This window comes from Pseudomonas sp. Irchel 3H9, assembly GCF_900187495.1.
GTDB classification, from domain to species: Bacteria; Pseudomonadota; Gammaproteobacteria; order Pseudomonadales; family Pseudomonadaceae; genus Aquipseudomonas; species Aquipseudomonas sivasensis.
The window spans coordinates 259,271-278,220 of record NZ_FYDK01000006.1; the positions used below are offsets into that span (position 1 = coordinate 259,271).

Below are 18,950 nucleotides of genomic sequence, written 5' to 3' on the forward strand. Positions count from 1 at the left end.
ACAAGCTGCGACTAAAAGAGACAGCTTGCCGGGCCAATAAAACGGGCCAACCTTGAAAAAAAGACCAGTTCTGTGGGGCTGCCGCTGTGTATAACAAATGCTATACAACTCACGTCAGTGCTTGCTGGGCGAAACACTCGTTCTGTAATACAAATGTATAGCAGCACCCAGAAGACAGAAACCGGATAACCAATTGATACATATAGAAAATACCCACCTCGCGGGAGGTGCGTGATGTGTATTGAGATTTTGCTCCTGTTAAGGAGCGAAAAATCATGCTCAAAAAAAGCGTATTGAGCAGATAGACCGTAGGTCGTCAGGGGTGGGTGCAAATTGAGTGCAGAAAGGTTGCAACTTGGGAGCAAAAAGGGTGCAAATAGATAGCAAAAAGGAAGCAAAAGCACCGGCGCAAGGCCGGTGCTGGGAGAGTGCTATCACTATACAGTCAACTTAACTCAATTGATTTCAGCTGCCCCTCGCCATCGCACAAAATAATGACCGTACCGTACGGACAATCTAGAGTTATCACCCTGTCCTTGTACTCATCATCAACCATTCCGGATGGCTTACGAGTAGGGCTGTCAAATCTAATCTCTAGAAAATAGCCCTCCCCATTAGCTTGATTTGGCAAGGCATCTTTATTGCCTTGCTCAGACAAGATTTTTTGAATTTCCTCAATATGAATTGACGCCATAAGCCCTCCGCGAACTCAAGGTAACGGGACAAAATCGCCTTTGCCTAATAAGTTTTTAACTTGGTTAGGTCTAATTGGACCAACGGAAATAATTTTCATCTCGTCTCTTGGCACAGTAATTCGAATCAGCTTCCCTTCAACTTCTTGAATTACATTGATATGCCCTGTCCTTGCATCCATAAACCGAGTAGCGCTGGGATTATTGGCAAGTTTCTGCAAAGCATCGGCATCAAGCTTTCCTGCAAGCTGACCCATTCGAGGATCGTTGAGCTGGCCAAATACGCGATCAGCAATTGAGAAGTTTTTTGCGGAACCAGCAACTTCGCCTACGCCTTTTGCACCAACAGACCCAACCGTACTCGTCCCGCCCTTCCCAACAACAAGCCCCACCCCCGGAAGCATACCAGCTATCTCGGCATGCGTTCCCTGCAAGGTCTTCTGCACGGCCAATCGCATGTCATCCTGGTTGCTATCCAGAAACCCTCGGACGATTAGCCGCTCTTCCCAGTTGAGTGCGCCGCTACTTTCGTATTTATCAAGTGCCGCATTTCCCACGGCAATTAATGACCGTTGAGCGTCGCAGCTGGCGACATCGGTGCAGTGCATCAGGTCCATCCCGGACTTCTGGTCGCTGATGCCTTCGTACTTGAGCGTCAGGTCTGCTCGACAGGCAGTAGGATTTTCTGCTCCTCTGCACCCTTTCAAGTCCTTTACCAGGTCATCCACTTCGTGGTGATTGAGGTAGTTGTAAGCCGTGGCGTTCTTGGCGATTTCGGCGCCTTTCTGTACATCGCCTTCCGTAGCGCCAGCCGCCGCGATACCTACCAGTTGCGAAGCTGCCAACAAGAGCGCCGGGTTACCTTCCACCGCGTGCGCAAGACTGGTGACCAACGCTTCATTTGCACCTGCTGCCAGCGCCCCTGTAGCAAAACTGCCGCCACCGGCCTCGCTGACCAAACCACCGACCAAAGCATGGAGCGCTACTTTTTCAGGGCCGGACTCGGGCCAGTTTTGACTTTGAGAGAAGTCCCCCACTGCGTTAAAAGCGATGGCCTGCAAGGTACTCTGGAGTTGCGAAACAAAGGCCTGATTAAGGTTTTCTTTCAGGCCACCACCTTGCAGCAAGGTACTGAGGCCTGCCTGGGTAGCCCCTTGTGCTCCTGAGTACGCTGCAAACTTGGCAATATCGGAAGCCGAGGCAAGATCCAAGCCTTGGGTAATGCCGTTGACCTTATCGCCTGTCACACCGAATGCGGGGTCAATTACGCCGGCAGTGAATCCAGCGGTCAGAGCGTTGGTGGCGTAGCCTTTCAAAGCGGCGCTTGACGTAACATCTTTCAAAGTGGCGCCAAGGTTGCCGCCATTGTTGATAAAACTGATAGCACTGCCGCTGGCGGCAGAGGTCAGTGCTGCGGTGGCCATGACGTTCGCCCAGCCCGCCGTCGCTGTACCAACAGCAGTCCCCGCCTGCACCATCGCGGCGGAGCCTGCCGCCGCCATTGCGGAGCCAGATCCGGCACCTGCCCCTGCGACCGCGCCAACGGCGCCACTCGCGGCACCTGCAGTGAGCGCGGAGACCAAAATAATGATCGCCAGCATGGCTCCCTGCCCAAGCATGGAATGGCTGTACTTGTAAGAGTCGTGCAATTCCTTGACCTGCCGCCAATCAACATCCCCGCGCTGTTGCGCTGCCTTGATCCACGCAAGCGTCGGATCGGCCTGCACCATCGCATCGATGGTTTGGCCGATGGTTGACTGGTTGACTTCCTTGATATCGATCCGCAGGCCTTCCACTGCTTTGATTGCCAGTTGACCTTGGGCGAGGATTTCGCTCTGACGCAGCGTCTCGTCCGTACGCCCCTCCCCCTTCATGCTGATCCACGCCAGATCACTCTTGCTCTTCTCGTGACTCTCCTGGCGCAAATCCTTCACCGCCTCAAAGGTCACTACACCACCGCTGGTAATGGTGATATCCGCACCACTCTCCAGCCGCACGCCCTGGTACAACTGGTCGCCGCCACTGACGAGGTTGAGGCTGCCGCCGGTGCTGATCTGGCTGCCGACAGCGCGTACGTCGGTGACTTCATCGCGCTGGGTTTTGATCGCGCCAAAACTGCCCTTTTTCTTGTAGTCGTACAGGCTGTAGTCGCTGTCATTGGCGCTCAATAACTCCAGTTGTCCGCCCGCGATCAGGTAAGCATCCTTGCCGCTGGTGACTTGGCTGGCATGCAGCAGGATGTCTTGCCCGGCCGTTGCCGTGAGGTTGCCGGCCGCGTTGAGTTGGCTGCCGATTTGGCGCACTTGGGTGGTTTGTTCGTGGGTCTTGGCACCGTTGCGTTTGCTGTGTACCTCGTGGTCGGTTTCGTTGGCGGCGGCAAGTAGGTTGATGTTTCCGCCGGCGGCCACGCTGAGGTCTTTGCCGGCATTGGCCTGGCTCGCCAACAGCGTGATGTCGCCGCCGGCTTGCAGCCTCAGGTTGCCGGCGGCGTTGACGTTGGCGCCAAGGTGTTCGGTACGGCTGTGTTGGGTGACAAGGTGCCCGCCGTTTTGCGTGGTGCGCACTTGCTGGGTGTCGGTGACAGCGATGAGGTTGATATCGCGGGCGGCGGTCAGGCTCGCGTCGCCGCCGCTGCTGATGGCGCCTCGGTTGTTAATGTCGCGCCCGGCATCGAGAGCCAGTTGCTGGCCCGCGCTGATCTGGCTTGCGTGATCGAGATGGGTGATGAGCGTGCCGTCACCCTGGTATTGGGCGTGGGCGGTTCGCTCATTGACGATGTCGCCGGTGAGGCTGGTGAGGTCAACGTGGCTGGCGCGGATTTCGCCGGCCATAGCGTTGCGGATGCTGTCGGTGGCCAGCAGGCTGAGGCGTTCGCCTGCAGTCATCGAGCCACCGTTGAGCAGGCTGCCATCAGCCATGGCGGTCAGGTCCTGGGTGGCCCTGAGCGTGCCGACACTGACGATATCGCCGCCGCTGACCAGGTTGATGTCCTGGCCCTGCACCAGGCTGGCGCCACGCAGGTTCTGGTGGTTAACCGTCGCCAGGTACAACACCGGTACCAGCACGTCTTCGCCTTGTACCTGGCGTTTTTCCATCCATACGATGTCGTGGGTCAGCGCGGCGACTTGTTGCGCGGTGAGGCCGACGCCGACGCTCAGTTGCAAGCTGTCGCGCGCGCTGAGGCCGTTGTCCATCAGGTGGCGAAACTGCGCTTCATCGCTGTTCTGCCCATCGAGAAAGCGTTGCCCGGTCTTGGCCAGCACGGCGTCACGGATCAGGCGACTTTCGTAGTAGCCGTCGCCGAGGCGGCGCCACGCCTCGTCGGTGTTGTAGCCGATCTTATCGAGCAGGTACTGGGAACTGAGGAAATTGCCCAGGTGGGTGAACAGCGGGTTGGTCTCGATGAGGTACGGGCTGCCGGGATCCTTGCTCGGGATAAACAGGCCGTACTCGCCGCTGGGCAAGTGAAACTCAGGCGGACGGGTCAGGTCATCGCTGAGTCGGTCGGGGCTCAGTTCAAGGTCATTGGGGTTGTGGCCGACCTCACCAATCAGCTGCGCCAGGGTGTTTTCGCGCAGGGTGCCATTTTGCAGGTATTGCGTGGCGTTCAGGTTGAGGCTGCCGCCCGCTTGCAGGGTGGCGGCGTACACTTCGCGGCCGTCTTCACGCCAGGTAGTGAGGGTGCCGGGGTTGCTGAAGCCGGGGCCTTCGGAACGGGCCTTGAGTTCGGCAAAGCGCAACGGATCAAAAGGCGCGCTGTTGAAGGCCGGCAGGTCGTGAAACTCCATCTGGTCCCACAGGGCTTTGTCGATGCGCCCAGGGGTGCCGATGATCGTGCTGGACAGGCCGGTTTGTGAGGCGGCGCCCTGGTTGAGCAAGCGACGCGCGCTGAGGTGCATGTCGCCGTTGGTGGCCATCAGGCTGTAGCGGTTTTCCAACGTGTCGGCGTCGATATACAACTGTTGACCGGCCGCCAGGCGGGCAGCCTTGGTGGAGCCGGGAGCGGCGGTTTCGCGCCAGGTTTCGGTGATGTAGATGGTGCCGCGCTTGAAGCTGTCATCCCCGTCACAGTGCTGGCCACAAACCCACTGAATGCTGCCGCCGACCAGTTCGCGCTCAAGGGCAAGCACCGTGCGGGCGTTCTCGAATTCAAGCGTCTTGATGTGCAGGTTGCCTTCGCTTTCCACGGTGCCGGACAGGTTGCGAAAGCTCGTCGCCTGGCCGCCGTCGGCGGCGGCGAAACTGAAATCGCCAACGCTGTAGACGTCGCCTTCGAGGTTGCTGAAATGCTCGCCGCGTATGTGCAAGTCACCGCCGCTGAACAGCAGTCCGGTATTGGCCACGTTGGCGCTGATCAGCAGGTTGCCTTGACTGCCCAGGCAGCCGTCGTTATTCAGTTGGGTTGCGTTGAGCTGCAGGTGACGGGCCGCACTCAGCACACCGAGGTTGTGCAGCACATCACGTACGCGCAGTTGGATGTCGTTGCCGCTGAGGATCTGGCCGTGGTTCTGGATGAGGTTGCGGGCGCTGAGAGTGGCATCGCCCTTCACGGCGATCAGGCCACTGTTGTGCAGATCTGCGTCAAGGGTAAGTTGCAGGTCACCATCGCTGAGCAGTTCGCCGCTGTTGTCGAAGGTGTTTGCGGCGAGGGTAATGTTGCCTGCCGCGACGGTCTTGCCGCTGTTGCTGACAGCATCGGCAATGAGATTCAGGTGGCCTTCGGTATGGAGCGTGCCGCTCTGGTTGTTGACCTGTTGAGCCGATAGGCTCAGTTCGCGGGCGGTGACGATCTGCCCGCTGTTGTTTATTTGTTGGTGGGCTTCGATCTTCGCGCTGTCTGCAGCGATGTTGCCGCTGTTGTCGACAACAGCGGTCTTGATGTCCAAATGGCCGCTTGCGTTGAGCTCACCTTGATTGTCCAGGCGTTCGGCGGTGATCCTGAGTTGCTTGCCGGCAATACGCTGGTCCTCCTGAATCCCACTGACCACCTTGCCCTGATTGCTCACGGTTGCCGCTTGCAAGTGCACATTGCCTGCACTGGCGAGGGTGTGCTGAACCACCAGATCGCCCTTCGCCTGCAGGTCCACATCTCCTGCCGCAAAGGTTGGGCCTTGCAACTCAATTGACGCGGCCGTGGCGTTCAACGCGCCGACGCTGGTCGTGTGGGCCAGGCTCAGGCCACCGTTGGCATTGATGACTATGTCCCCGGCGGTACTCGCCATATCCCCGGCCAGCCTTACGCCCACGCCTTGTTCCGTGCCAATCAGACGAATCGCCCCGGCATACATGCCGCCAAGGGCGCTGGCGTCGATGGCCAGTTGCGGCTTTTCGCGGCCATCATCGGCATGGGCACGAGTCTGCAGGCTGTCGGCGCTGACATCATTGCGGCCGGTAATAATGTTGAGCTGGTCGGCGTGCAACTGCGCATTGAGTTTGGCGGTGCGAGTGATCAGATCGAATTGACCGACATTGCGCGCATTGAGTCCGGCGCCTTCCAGGGCGATATCACCGCCGTCCACGCGAAAGTGATCCAGACGCCCGCCGTCCAATACTGGTTTGCCAGTGGTCAGCGTCGCCCGTGGCGTATTGATAAAACCGCAGCCATTGCAGGTGATGCCATGGGAGTTGGCGACAATCACGCGCGCAGCCTGTCCGGCCACTTCGGTGTAGCCCCCCAGGTGGCTGCGATTGCCACCGGTGACTTCATTGAGAATCACGCTGGCTGCCTGCCCCTGCAAGCCGGGGTTGCCGAGGATCACCCCACCGAGCTGGGTGTTTTGCGTGGCATTCGTGGCGTTGTTTAGGATCAACCCGTTGCTGCCGACGTTGTAGTCGGTGAACAGGTTATGGGACAAGCCGCTGCCGTTGGGACCGGCGATATTGACCACCGGCACGCCATTGGGCGCTTGATCGATGCTGGTGCCGGGGCTGGCGGAGTCGACGCTCAGTTGCGCGGCAGCCGAGACGATCGGGTTGAGAAACAAAATACCTGCGAGGCTCAGGGCCAGGCACTGGTTAAAGGGGCTGCGCGCGTCCATAGGCAAGGTTCCTTGTTGTTAGAAGAACAGGTCGATTCGGGCGTACATCGGGTGCTCGCGGTGCTCGATCACGGCCGGGCGCTCCAGAGCACGGGCGAATACCAGCGATGCGGCAAGGTGCCGGCCGCGCGCGCTGAGTTCCCAGGCATTGCCAGTGAGGCGCCCGGCCACGTCGGGGTTGTGCGGCCCACGGCGGATAACCCCAACGTCGTAGCCGAAGCCGACGCCCACTTCGTGCACCCACGGGCGCAAGGCGTCCCAACCCACGGCGTGGCGCCAGCGCAGTTGGCTGCGCCAGTAGCCGCCGCTGTTGCCCGAGAGATTCTGTTCGCTGAACCCGCGCACCGCGCCAAAGCCGCCGACGCTGAGGCGTTGTGGCCCATAGAGTTCGTCTTCGGCACGTTGGCCGGTGGCCAGGCTGTCGACGCTCCAGTGTTGGTCCAGCCAGCGAAAGGACTGCAGGTAACTGAGGGTCAGGCTGTATTTCTGATAGCGGGAGGTGGGGGCACCGGAGCGTGTGGAGAGGTCGCGCTGGGCGTCCAACGCGCCGATGCCTTGCTGCCAACCGGCATCAAGGTTGAAAAACGCATTGCCGATGCGACGCCCATGGTTGAACCCCAACTGGCGCTCAGTGATGCGATGGCTGGACGTGCGCAACAACGCGTCTTCCAGGTAGTTACGTGTACGCAGGTGGCTCAGGCCGATGTTGAGCGCGGTCTTGCCGAGGTTGTCGCGGTGTAGCACGCGTTCGGCGCGAAGTTGCTGGGTGGAGGTGTCGCCGGACAACGCGAAGGCAAAGCCGGACGCATCATTTCGGGTGCGGTAATAGCTTTGGCTGTGGCTGAAATTGAAGGTCCACCAGCCATACGGCAAGCTGTAGAACAGGCTTTGGCTTTCGGAATGTCGCCAATGGTCGCTGACCGTGTCACGGTTGGCGCGCAGGCTCAGTTGGTCCGCCAGCCCCAAAGGGCTGTCCCATTCAAGGCCAAGACCGGCCTGCTGGCGGCCGGTGCTTTCGTCTCCGTGGTTGTTGCGGTTAGCCGAGACGCGCCAGGGCTTGAAGCGTTCGCCCTTGAGTGCGACACGGCTACCGCCCACCGCTTGGCCCGGCATCAACTCAAGCTGCGGCTGGCGCGAGGGCAAGCGTCCCAGCTGATCGACCCATTGCTCCAGCTCGCGTAGATCCAGCACGTCACCGACGCTGCCAGGAAAGGTCATGGCTGACTCGGCGGGACTGGCCAGTGATGAGCTGTCGAGGCCTTCGAGGCGCCCTTCCACCACGATGATTTTAAGCTCGCCGTTTTTCAGGTCTTGCTGCGGCAGGTACGCCCGGGTGGTGACGTAGCCACGGCGCAGGTAATGGTCGGTGAGGCTTTTGAGCACCTCGTTTAGCTGAGGAACGCCAAGGCAGCGCCCCGACCAGGGAGCAAGCAAGGCCTCGCGCTTTGCCTCGGAGAGCAAGGTGGCACCTTCAACGGTGATGCGCGTGAGGGTCACGCACTGGCCGTCTTCAACCAGAGCAGGTGCGGTGCGTACTGCGGCTTTTCCAGGAAGGTTTTGCAGTTCTTCCAGACGTCGACGCTGCTCTTCCAGCACTTGCTGTTGTCTTTCCCGGGCCAGCTCTCTGTCGCCCGGTAAGGTTTGCGCCGCGGCAAGAAGTGGACCGCAGAGCAGCGCCACGCCAAGTAACGCGGGTCGTAAAACGGCTGACATCCTTTTCACCCTCACTGGTACTCATATGGAAAGAGCACGCAGCTTGCCGAGGCTGAATCGGTTAAGGAAAAGCGGAAAGGTTACAAAAATCCCAGGATTGCGAAGGGTATTCCTACGTCTGTCGCACAGCGCTCAGGACACCGTCAGTTTTTTCCTAAAAGTGTGGGAAAAGATGAGGCTCTTGGCGGGAAGAAAGATGAAAAAAATAAAAGTGTGGTTTTTTCTCCCACTCAAAATCTTCAAACCTACAAGCGCAGTGGAAAAAGGAAAGTCGATGGGTAGATCAATCTCTCAGAGAGGTAAGACAGGACGCTTAACCATCAGGCTTTTGCGCTTACCTGAAAACGAAAACCGCAGATTAATACCCCGCAGCTACCGTTTTACATCGTAAAAATCGTAGTTTCATCGACAAGCGGTCACGCTTCCCGCGCCTTCACCTTCAAATGCCGCGCATACCACGGCCGCTTCGGCACGCGCTTGAACAACCCTGTGAGCGCATCGTCGTCAGCACCAAAGGTAATACGCAACGCGAGCTTCATGGTCTCCGGGTCCATTTCCATCGACTTGCCCATTTGCAACCCCGGCGTGGTGCTGCAGCCGTGGGTGTCCGGGCCGAGCCACGGGTCGCCGACTTCGACCCAGCGGCCCGGTGCGAACCAGGCTACGCCGTTGACTTCCAGCCGGCTGACTTCGCCTGGATTGAAGCGTTCATGGGCCCGGAACCAGTCTTCGATGCGGTCGTCGATCCAGCCGTGGAAGTGCCAGAACACCGGGTTTACGTGGGAGGAAAACGGGTCGCCCAGGAAGTCGTTTTCGGCGGCGTACCACCGCGCGGCAAAGTCTGCCGGGTCGCGGGCAAAGGGCACTGGCGCGCCGTTGGAGGGATCGCGGGGCACCGAGGCCCAGCGCATGTGCAGCCAGTCGTGCAGGCCCAGTTCCATCTCGGAACCCAGTTGGCCCAAGGTGTATTTGGCCAGGTAACGCGGGTCGCGGTATTGGGACTCCCAGACCTGGAAGTTGCTGTGGTACGTCTCTTGCGACTTGATGTCGCTGACCCACTGGGTGTATTCGCTGTCGTCGGGGGCCAACCAGGTGGGCGGCAAGGCGAAGCCATCGTGGTTGTCGAAGTAGCGCACAAAGCCCAGGCGATCACGCTCCAGCGCCGGTTGCGGTTCGGGGAAGGCCGGCCAAGAGGGTAAGTCCTGCATGGCGCGTGCAGTGCCGAGCATGTGCCGATGCATAAAGAAGAAATCGATGCCCGAGCCGTTGCGATCTTTGCGCTTGCCACGGGCGTCGCGCTCCTGGCCCCGTGGGCCGGGCTGCCAGCCGATGCCGCGCAGGGCATCGCGTTTTTCTTCGGAGAGTTTGTGCCATTGGTCGCGAGTGGCGTGCCACAGCTGGTGGAACAGGCGGTGTTCGGGGGCGATCAGCCAGGCGAGCAGGGTCGGGTTGTGGCCGATGCGCTCGCGGGCTTCAGGAAACAGCTGTTTGTGGGCGATAAAGCGGTTGTCGCGTTCGGTCAGGGCCAGGGGGCGATTCAAGTCGAGGATCTGCCCGCTGAGGGTGCCGCTGCCGGCGTTGCCAAAGTCGGCCCAGACTTCATCAAGGGTCATCTTGAATTCATAGGCGGGCCTGCCATCGGCCGAGTCGCGGTCGATCAAGCGCCAGTAGAGCAACGCGCCCTCGCCCGTCAGCAAATCGCCCAATACCCGGTAACGCGGTTCGCCTTCGGCACGCAGGTTGGCGGCGGTGTCCAGGTAGCCGCGCAGGCCTCGGCCACGGGGGGCGATGTCGAGCAGCAGTTCCAAGCCTTGCAGCGGCAGGCCCTTGAGGCCAGCGTCGCGGCCTTCCAGGCGCAGGCTCCAGACGCCACGCAAGGTATTGGCCAGTTGCTGGCCGGCGGTGTCGGCCAGATCGACCGTGGCTTCGCCGGGGGTGATGGGGAATTCTTCACGCGTCCACTCGCGATGGGCATAGAAAGCTGCCGGCACAGCGGCGCCGGTGAGCGCGAGGCCTGCGATGAACCCACGTCGAGAGATGGTCATTGTTTACCTTAGGAAACGGCTTGATCAGAGCTAGAACGTTTGCTGGCAGGGGAAATTTACCGCCGCCGTCTCGCCCGCCTAAATTTCCCCGCTCATCGCTCGTTCTTCCCAGATAGCAAAGGCCTCAACTGACTGAGATGGCAATGACAAAATCACGTTCGAAAAAGGCGCTGTATATCGGCCTGCCGCTGGCCCTGGCCGTCGGCGCTGGCTTGCTGGTCTGGGATCACTGGTTCAGGGGCAACGCCGGCTACTCGCTGGAGGTGATCAAGCAGGCCAACGAGATGCAGGATCGGTTGTTGTCGTTCGACAGCCATATCACTGTGCCGGTGGATTTCGGCACCGCAGGCAAAGAAGCGGACAAGGACGGCAGCGATCAATTTGACCTGGTCAAGGCCAGTCGGGGCCGCTTGTCCGGCGCCGCCCTGACCATCTTCGGCTGGCCGGAAATCTGGAACGGCCCGAACGCACCGCACAAACCCACCGAAGGGTTTGTCGAAGCGGCACGCCATGAACAGGAAGTGCGCTACAAGATCATCAGCGCCATGGTGCGCGACTTCCCCAATCAGGTCGCCATCGCCTACACCCCGGACGACTTCCGGCGCCTGCATGGCGAGGGCAAGTTCGCGATCTTTATGAGCATGCTCAACGCCTACCCGCTGGGCAACGATCTGAACCAGTTGGACCTGTGGGCCGCGCGCGGCATGCGCATGTTCGGCTTCAGCTATGTGGGCAATAACGCCTGGTCGGACTCATCGCGCCCGCTGCCATTCTTCAATGATTCGGTGGATGCGCTCGACGGGCTGTCCGACATCGGCAAACAAGCCGTGCACCGTCTCAATGACCTGGGTGTGATCATCGATGTGTCGCAGATGTCGACCAAGGCCCTGGAACAGGTGGCGCAGCTGAGCCGCACACCAATGGTGGCGTCCCACTCGGCGCCGCGTGCGGCGGTGGATATCCCGCGCAACCTCAGCGACAAGGAATTACAGCTGATCAAGCACAGTGGCGGCGTGGTGCAGATCGTGGCCTTCTCGGCCTACCTGCGCCCGCTGAGCCAGCCAACCCAGGACAAGCTCAACACGCTGCGCGCCCGTTTTGACCTGCCGCCCCTGCCGAACCTGGCCATGGCCCTGATGCCAGGCGATCCCATCATCGCTGCCTGGCCCGAGCAGCGGTTCGGCGAGTACGCCAGCGCGCTGTACGGCATCCTCGACGAGGAACCCAAGGCCACCCTCAAAGACCTGGGCAACGCGATCGACTACACCGTGCGCAAGATCGGCATCGACCACGTCGGCCTGTCTTCGGACTTCAACGACGGGGGTGGCATCGACGGCTGGAACAACGTCGGCGAAATCCGCAACGTCACCGCCGAGCTGATCCAGCGCGGCTACTCCGAAGCCGACATCGCCAAGCTGTGGGGAGGCAACTTCCTGCGGGTCTGGGACCAAGTACAAAAAGCTGCCAAACCATTGGCCAACCGTTAACCCTCTAGAAGCCAGTCCATGACCGACCGCCGTACGTTTCTCAAGCAGGCAGGGGTACTTGCCGCCAGCCTGCCGCTGGGCGCTGCCATCCTGCCTCAGGCGCAAGCAGCCGTAACACAAGACCCATGGACCGGGTTCAAGCGACTGTTCAACCAAGACCCGGACTACCTGCACTTCTCCAACTTCCTGGTGACCTCGCACCCCAAACCGGTACGCGAAGCCATTGAGCGTTACCGCGCACAGATCGACCGCAATCCAGGGCTGGCCATGGACTGGGACTTGCAGGAAACCTGGAAGCGTGAAGGCCAGGTGCGCGAATGGGCCGGCCGCTACCTGAAGGCCTCTCCCCCGCAGATCGCCTTGACCGGCAGCACCTCCGAAGGGCTGGCGATGATCTATGGCGGGATCAAGGTACGGCCCGACCAGGAAATCCTGACCACGGTTCACGAGCATTACGCCACCCAGAACGTGCTGGACTTTCGTGTGCTCAAGCAAGCCACACAGGTACGCCGAATCGCACTGTTCGACAACGCCAACCAAGTCTCTGCCGATGAAGTACTGGGCAATATCCAGCGCAACATCCGCCCCAACACCCGTGTGTTGGGCATGACCTGGGTGCAGTCCGGTAGCGGCGTGAAGCTGCCCATCGGCGAGATCGGCAAGCTGGTGGACGAGCACAACCGCAACCGCGATGAGCAAGACCGCATCCTCTACGTGGTGGATGGCGTGCACGGCTTCGGCGTGGAAAACCTCGATTTCCCCGACATGCACTGCGACTTCTTCATCGCCGGCACCCATAAATGGATGTTCGGCCCGCGCGGCACCGGTCTGGTGTGCGCCCGCGACCCCGAGAACAAATACGTCACGCCGATGGTGCCGACCTTCTCCGAGGACAAGGACTTCGCCACCAGCATGACGCCTGGCGGCTACCACGCCTTCGAGCATCGCTGGGCCGCAGATGAAGCCTTCAAGCTGCACTTGCAGTTGGGCAAGGCCCAGGTGCAGACACGCATCCATGGGCTGAATACCGAGCTTAAAGACCAATTGCTGGCGCAGCCACAGGTCGAGCTGGTCACCCCGCGCAACCCCGCGCTGTCCGCCGGTTTCACCTTCTTCCGAATCAAGGGCCAGGACAGTGACGCAGTGGTGGCCCACATGATGAAACACCGTGTGGTGATCGATTCGGTGGACCGTGATGTCGGCCCCGTGATTCGCACCTCGCCTGGCCTGCTCAACAACGCCGACGAAATCCAGCGGTTCATGACCCTGCTGCGCCAGCGGGTGTGACGCTCACTTTTCCCTTTGAACGAGATGCCCACATGATTCCATTCCGACTCAAACCCTTGACCACCCTGGCGCTCACCGCCCTGTGCAGCGCCCTGCTGCCAGGCGTGGCCCAGGCCGCCGCGCCACAGCCGGGCAAAGTGTTCAAGGACTGTAAGGACTGCCCGGAAATGGTCGTGCTGCCCGCCGGCACCTTCACCATGGGGACGCCTGAGGACGAGGTCGGTCGCGAGCCGGATGAAGGCCCGATGCATGACGTGACCTTCGCCAAACCGTTCGCCATGAGCCGCTTCCACATCACTGCCGGTGAATGGGACAGCTATGTGCGCCAGACCGGCGTGAAGATCGCCAATGGCGACACCCGCCCCGGCCGCGAATGCATCGCCAGCAAGCCGCGCTATCCACAAGGCCCACGTCAGCCGGCGGTGTGCATGGACATGGACGACATCAAGGCCTACGTCGCCTGGCTGTCGAAAAAGACCGGCCAACACTACCAAATGGTCAGCGAAGCCCAGCGTGAATACGCCGCCCGTGCCGGTTCCACCGGGCCTTTCCCGTTCCCCTTCGATGAAGGCAAGGGCTACAGCATCGCCGAACACGCCAACACCTACGGGCCTGCGGACGGCTACAGCTACTCGTCGCCAGTGGGCAGCTACCCGCCGAACGCGTTCGGCATGTACGACATGCACGGCAACGTCTACGAGCGCGTCGCCGACTGCGAACATACCAACTACATCGGCGCCCCTGCCGACGGCAGTGCCTGGGTAGAACCTAACTGCGAGTCCTATCAGATTCGCGGCAATGACTGGGGTGAAGCACCAGTATTTTCGCGCTCGGGCAACCGCAACACTATCTACCCGCAGACGCGGGGCGACTGGATCGGCTTCAGGGTTGTGCGTGATCTCTGATTACGCACACTGAAACCGGCAAAAAAAAACCGCCTGGCATGAGCCAGGCGGTTTTTTTATGTCTGGAGGGCGCCGGCACACGTGCCGGCTCCCGGTGATCAGAACGCGTACTTGGCGTTGATCATTGCGTTGCGAGGTTCGCCGTAGGAGCCCGAATTGAACGTGCCCATGCCGTCGTAGTACTTCTGGTCAAACAGGTTGTTGACGTTCAGCCCCACACTCAGGTGGTCATCCACTTGGTATTTGGCCAACAAGCCAACCACGGCGAACGGATCCTGCGTTGCCTTGTAGTAAGGGCCGGAGTAGTTGATTTGCGATGCAGCGTACATCTCGCTTTGCCAGGTCACGTTGCCACCGACAGTCAACTTGTTCCACTCACCCGGCAGGCGATAAGTAGTGCCGAACTTGAACTGGTTGATCGGCTGATTGGTCTGCACCCGCCCCCCGTCCTTGTCATGGGACTCGCGGTAGGTATAACCACCAAACACGTTCCAGCCACTGACCACTTCACCCGAGATCTCGGTCTCGACACCACGGGTGTTGGTACCACTGATGGCCTTGTACACAGCGCGGCCCGAAGAATCCGTGCCAGACTGTTCCGGCGTGTTCTTCTGATTAATCTCAAATACCGCGACGCTCGCGTTCAGCGCACCGTCGAAGAACTCACCTTTGAGACCGATCTCGTAGTTGTCGCCTTCAAGCGGCGCCAGCGAAGTGCCCGATGCTGTTTTGTAGAACGTCTGCGGCAAGAAGATGCTGGTGTAGCTGGCGTACGCCGAATAGGTGTCGTTCAGCTCATAGACGATACCGGCATACGGCGTGACAACGCCGGTCTTTTTGGTCTTGTCGGTCGTCTTGGTGCCATCGAGATAGTTCTTGACCTCGTCATCCTGATTCCACCAGCTGAGCCGGGTACCCAGAATGATGGTCAGCGGATCGAACGGTTTCAAACGCAGGGCGCCGTACATGCCGGTCTGCTGCAAGGTGGTGACGGTACCGCCATCCTTTTGATACTCACGATTGCCGTACTCACGGCCGTCCCAGTTGAAAATATTCGCCGAACCGTAGTCGCCGTCATCATTGTGGCTGGCGTAGTTAGGGAAGTTCAGGTGAGTGCGAGAAGCACTGGCACCCACCACCAACTCATGCTCGCGACCGCCCAGGTTGAACGGGCCGGACGCATAGGTATCGAGCGTATCCTGGGTCTGGTAGCTGTCCAGGCGGTAAATAAATACGCCCGTGCCTTCACCGGTCACAGGGTCAGGGTAGCCGCCACTTGCCGATGCGCCCTGGCCTTTACGGTAGGAGTATTGATGGCTGTAGGCAGTCTTCAGGCTCCAGTCATTGTCCAGCTTGTGATCAAGCATGGCGGTGAAGTTATAGCTGGTGTTGTCCATGTAACTCGAACGCGAGGCCGGGTTGAATGAACGGGAGAAATTGGTTTGCTTGCCATTGCTGAAGAACAGCGGGATATGCCCGTAGCTGGTGCCTTCGGCGTCGTTGTTCTGGTAGTCGAGGCTAGTGCGCAGCGTAGTGCTGTCGTTCAGATCGATATCCAACGCGCCGTACATCACGCGCTTTTCCTGGCTGTACCAGTCAATGAACGAATTTTGCTTCTGATAAGCCGCGACGAAACGTCCACGCACATTGCCGGTTTCTGTCAGCGGACCCGAGACGTCAACTTCGGAGCGGTAGCGATCCCACGCCCCCGCTTCTCCGGAAACGTAGGCCTGGAAGTCCTTGGTCGGACGCTTGCGCACCAGGTTGATGGTGGCCGATGGAGTGCCCGCACCGCTCATCAGGCCGGTCGCGCCGCGCACCACTTCGACACGGTCATAAATAGCCATGTCCGAGAGTGCGCCCACGTATTGCTGGGACTCGTTGGCCACCTGGGACGGGATGCCGTCGTACTGGAAGTTCTGGATCGCAAAGCCACGGGAGTAAAACGTGTAACGCTCACTGTCGCGGTGGTTGATGCTGATACCCGGCGTGAACGCCATCACTTCGTTAAGCGTCGAAAGATGCTGGTCGTCCATCAGTTGACGGGTAATCACGCTCACCGACTGCGGCGTTTCGCGCAGGGATAAGGGAAGCTTGGTGGCGGTGCTGGTTGCTCCCGTGGTGTACGAACCGGTGTTTTCAGTCGTCTCCCCAAGACCCTCGGCACTGATCGTGGTCGCGCCCAGGTTCAGCGCCGAACCGCTGGATGGCGCCATCACGATATAGCTGCCGCTGGCTTCGCGACTGGCCTGCAAGCCACTGCCCGACAACAGTCGAGACAGGCCTTCATCCACGCCAAACTGCCCTTTCAACCCTGGAGTGGAGCGCTGGCTGGCGATCGCTGGATCGTAGGAAATCGAGACACCGGCCGCCGAGCCGAATGACATCAGCGCATCCGATAATTTACCGGCCGGAATCGCGAAGGCAACCTTGCCGGCTTCACTCTGGGCAAGTGCGACGCTCGGCATCAATGTGGCGGCAGCCGGCACAGCCAGCGCGGCGCCCAACATCATCAGACGCACGGTCTGCGGCAATTTCTTCAGCGCGTAATGCTTGGGCGTAGACAACCAAAGGAGATAAGGCATCGACAGCAATCCTTGAACAATGAGGCGTGTGTTTGGCAGAAATTAGTGGCGTCTTTGAGCGCCTCTGGTTAATAAGACGGTTCAGGTAATGAAAACCAGACTCATTTACCTGCTTTTTTTTACCACCCCTCTAAACGCGCTCAACCCTCAACCGCCAGGGGCATTGAGGGTCGAGCACGCCTGCTCATAGAAATGAAAGCGTCCATGGGAAGGGAACGGCGCACCGGCCTACGGGTGCCGGTCATGGAACATGGCCGCATCCAATCTATAACGTGGGGCTGGCGGACAAATTTAGGGCCCGTGCCCAACGCAATGAGGCTAAATCGCGCCGTAGTCGAAACGTCTTCTACAAAAGCCCGCGAGCGATCAAATGGATCGCCGGGCCTCCACTCGCCCTTAGCACGTAGCCACGTCGCGACCGAGGTAGTTTCATGACTGCAAAACCGCGTAGCGCCCTCAGCGAACTCTTGAGCCTGCTCAAGCCCTATCGCTACACCGTCATTCTGTCGATTCTGTTCGGCATCCTTGGAGGGGTGAGCGTCACGGCTCTGCTTGCCACGGTCAACCAGGGCCTGCACAGCGAGTCCGGCCTCACCACCGCAGTGGTCCTGGCCTTTGCCGGGCTGTGCCTACTCGCCCTGCTCAGCAGCATTGCCGCCGACATCGGCAGCAACTTCGTGGGCCAAAAAGTCATCGCCAGGCTGCGCAAGGACCTCGGCGCCAAGGTGCTGTCAGCGCCAATCGAACAGATCGAACGGTACCGCAGTCACCGCCTTATTCCGGTGCTGACCCACGACGTCGACACCATCAGCGACTTCGCCTTCGCCTTCGCTCCGCTGGCCATTTCCATCACCGTTATCCTCGGCTGCCTGGGCTACCTGGCGAGCCTCTCGCTGCCGATCTTCATCATGACCCTGCTGGCCATCGGCATCGGCTCGGCGATCCAGTTCATCGCGCAAAGCAAAGGCATCAAAGGCTTCTACGCCGCGCGGGAAGCGGAAGACAACCTGCAAAAGCATTACTCGGCCATCGCCGAAGGCGCCAAGGAACTGCGGATCCATCGCAAGCGCCGTCACGCGATGCTGACCCGCAACATCCAGGCCACCGCCGACCACATCTGCGACACCCACGTGCGCTCGATCAATATTTTCGTGATCGCCAAGAGCCTGGGTTCGATGCTGTTCTTTGTGGTCATCGGCCTGGCACTGACCCTGCAATCGTTCTGGCCCAGCAACAACCCGGCCATGATGAGCGGCTTTGTACTGGTGCTGCTCTACATGAAAGGCCCGCTGGAAAACCTGATCGCCAACCTGCCGATCATCAGCCGCGCGCAGATCGCCTTTCGACGCATTGCCGACCTGTCCGAACGCTTCTCGTCGCCGGAACCGCACTTGCTGCTTGACGCCGATGAGAGCCGCACGCCGACCATGAAGCATCTGGAATTGCGCGACGTGCAATACGCGTTTCCGCCCGTGGAAGGCAGCGCGCCCTTCAAGCTGGGCCCGGTGAACCTGACCATCGAGCCTGGGGAAATCCTGTTTATCGTCGGCGAAAACGGCTGCGGCAAGACCACCCTGATCAAACTGCTGCTGGGCCTGTACACCCCGCAGCAAGGTGAGATCCGCCTCAACGGCACAACGGTGGACGCCCTCGGCCTGGATGATTACCGGCAGATGTTCACCACCATTTTTGCCGACTACTACCTGTTCGACGAACTGGTGCAAAGCGATAAAGCCCTGCCGGACGACGCCAACCAATACCTGGAGCGCATGGAAATCGCGCACAAGGTCAGCATCCGCGATGGCGCTTTCACCACCACCGACCTCTCCACCGGGCAGCGCAAGCGCTTGGCGCTGATCAACGCCTGGCTCGACGAGCGTCCGGTGCTGGTCTTCGACGAGTGGGCCGCCGACCAGGACCCGACCTTCCGCCGCGTGTTCTACACAGAGCTGCTGCCGGACCTCAAGCGCCTGGGCAAGACCATCATCGTGATCTCCCACGATGATCGTTACTTCGATATCGCCGACCAACTGGTGCGCATGGAAGCCGGGCGCGTCATTACCGAAAAAGCCTTCGCCTGACCTCCCCCTCCGGCGAGCGCCCTGCCGCTCGCCGCTGCCTGCCAAGTCCCACGTCACACCTAAATCTCGTCGGCCACGCTTCGTCTTTCTGACAACGCATATTTACGCAGCCGATGG

The 18,950-nt window shown here is 60.0% G+C and carries 9 protein-coding genes; 4 read left to right on the forward strand and 5 right to left on the reverse strand.

What is annotated here, in order from left to right; all coding sequences use genetic code 11:
* Positions 1-445: 445 nt before the first annotated feature.
* The 4 genes from CKW32_RS21760 to CKW32_RS21775 all read right to left on the reverse strand — a co-directional run bounded on the left by CKW32_RS21760 (position 446) and on the right by CKW32_RS21775 (position 10,488).
* Complete coding sequence (locus CKW32_RS21760; protein WP_032885330.1) at positions 446-694, reverse strand: hypothetical protein; 249 nt, start codon at positions 692-694, stop codon at positions 446-448.
* 15 nt (positions 695-709) lie between these two features.
* Positions 710-6,730 carry a DUF637 domain-containing protein gene (locus tag CKW32_RS21765; protein ID WP_095185961.1) on the reverse strand — a complete coding sequence of 2,007 codons (6,021 nt, stop codon included), beginning with the start codon at positions 6,728-6,730 and terminating at the stop codon, positions 710-712.
* 18 nt (positions 6,731-6,748) lie between these two features.
* The gene (locus CKW32_RS21770) at positions 6,749-8,443 is read right to left on the reverse strand and encodes a ShlB/FhaC/HecB family hemolysin secretion/activation protein (protein WP_095185962.1); all 1,695 of its coding nucleotides are present in this window, start codon (positions 8,441-8,443) and stop codon (positions 6,749-6,751) included.
* A 416-nt stretch (positions 8,444-8,859) separates the two neighbouring features.
* On the reverse strand, positions 8,860-10,488 hold the full coding sequence (locus CKW32_RS21775) for a PvdJ/PvdD/PvdP-like protein (protein ID WP_095185963.1): 1,629 nt from the start codon (positions 10,486-10,488) through the stop codon (positions 8,860-8,862).
* Between the two features lie 143 nt (positions 10,489-10,631).
* Here CKW32_RS21775 and pvdM point away from each other — a divergent pair, with 143 nt between their 5' ends.
* Genes pvdM through CKW32_RS21790 form a run of 3 tightly spaced genes read left to right on the forward strand, consistent with a single transcriptional unit; the run spans position 10,632 to position 14,167 of the window.
* Positions 10,632-11,975, forward strand: a complete 1,344-nt coding sequence (gene pvdM / locus CKW32_RS21780) for a pyoverdine-tailoring dipeptidase-like protein PvdM (protein WP_032885334.1) — start codon at positions 10,632-10,634, stop codon at positions 11,973-11,975.
* Positions 11,976-11,993: 18 nt separating this feature from the next.
* Positions 11,994-13,262, forward strand: a complete 1,269-nt coding sequence (locus CKW32_RS21785; protein WP_095185964.1) for an aminotransferase class V-fold PLP-dependent enzyme — start codon at positions 11,994-11,996, stop codon at positions 13,260-13,262.
* 32 nt (positions 13,263-13,294) lie between these two features.
* Positions 13,295-14,167: a formylglycine-generating enzyme family protein gene (locus tag CKW32_RS21790; RefSeq protein WP_032885336.1), complete on the forward strand. Its 873-nt coding sequence runs from the start codon at positions 13,295-13,297 to the stop codon at positions 14,165-14,167.
* A gap of 98 nt (positions 14,168-14,265) precedes the next feature.
* Here the strand turns inward: CKW32_RS21790 and CKW32_RS21795 are convergent, their stop codons facing one another.
* Positions 14,266-16,752: a TonB-dependent siderophore receptor gene (locus tag CKW32_RS21795; RefSeq protein WP_095185965.1), complete on the reverse strand. Its 2,487-nt coding sequence runs from the start codon at positions 16,750-16,752 to the stop codon at positions 14,266-14,268.
* A 431-nt stretch (positions 16,753-17,183) separates the two neighbouring features.
* Between CKW32_RS21795 and CKW32_RS21800 the strand changes: the two genes are divergently transcribed.
* Entirely contained in the window at positions 17,184-18,833 is a 1,650-nt protein-coding gene (locus CKW32_RS21800) for a cyclic peptide export ABC transporter (RefSeq protein WP_095185966.1), read from the forward strand.
* Positions 18,834-18,950 lie beyond the last annotated feature (117 nt).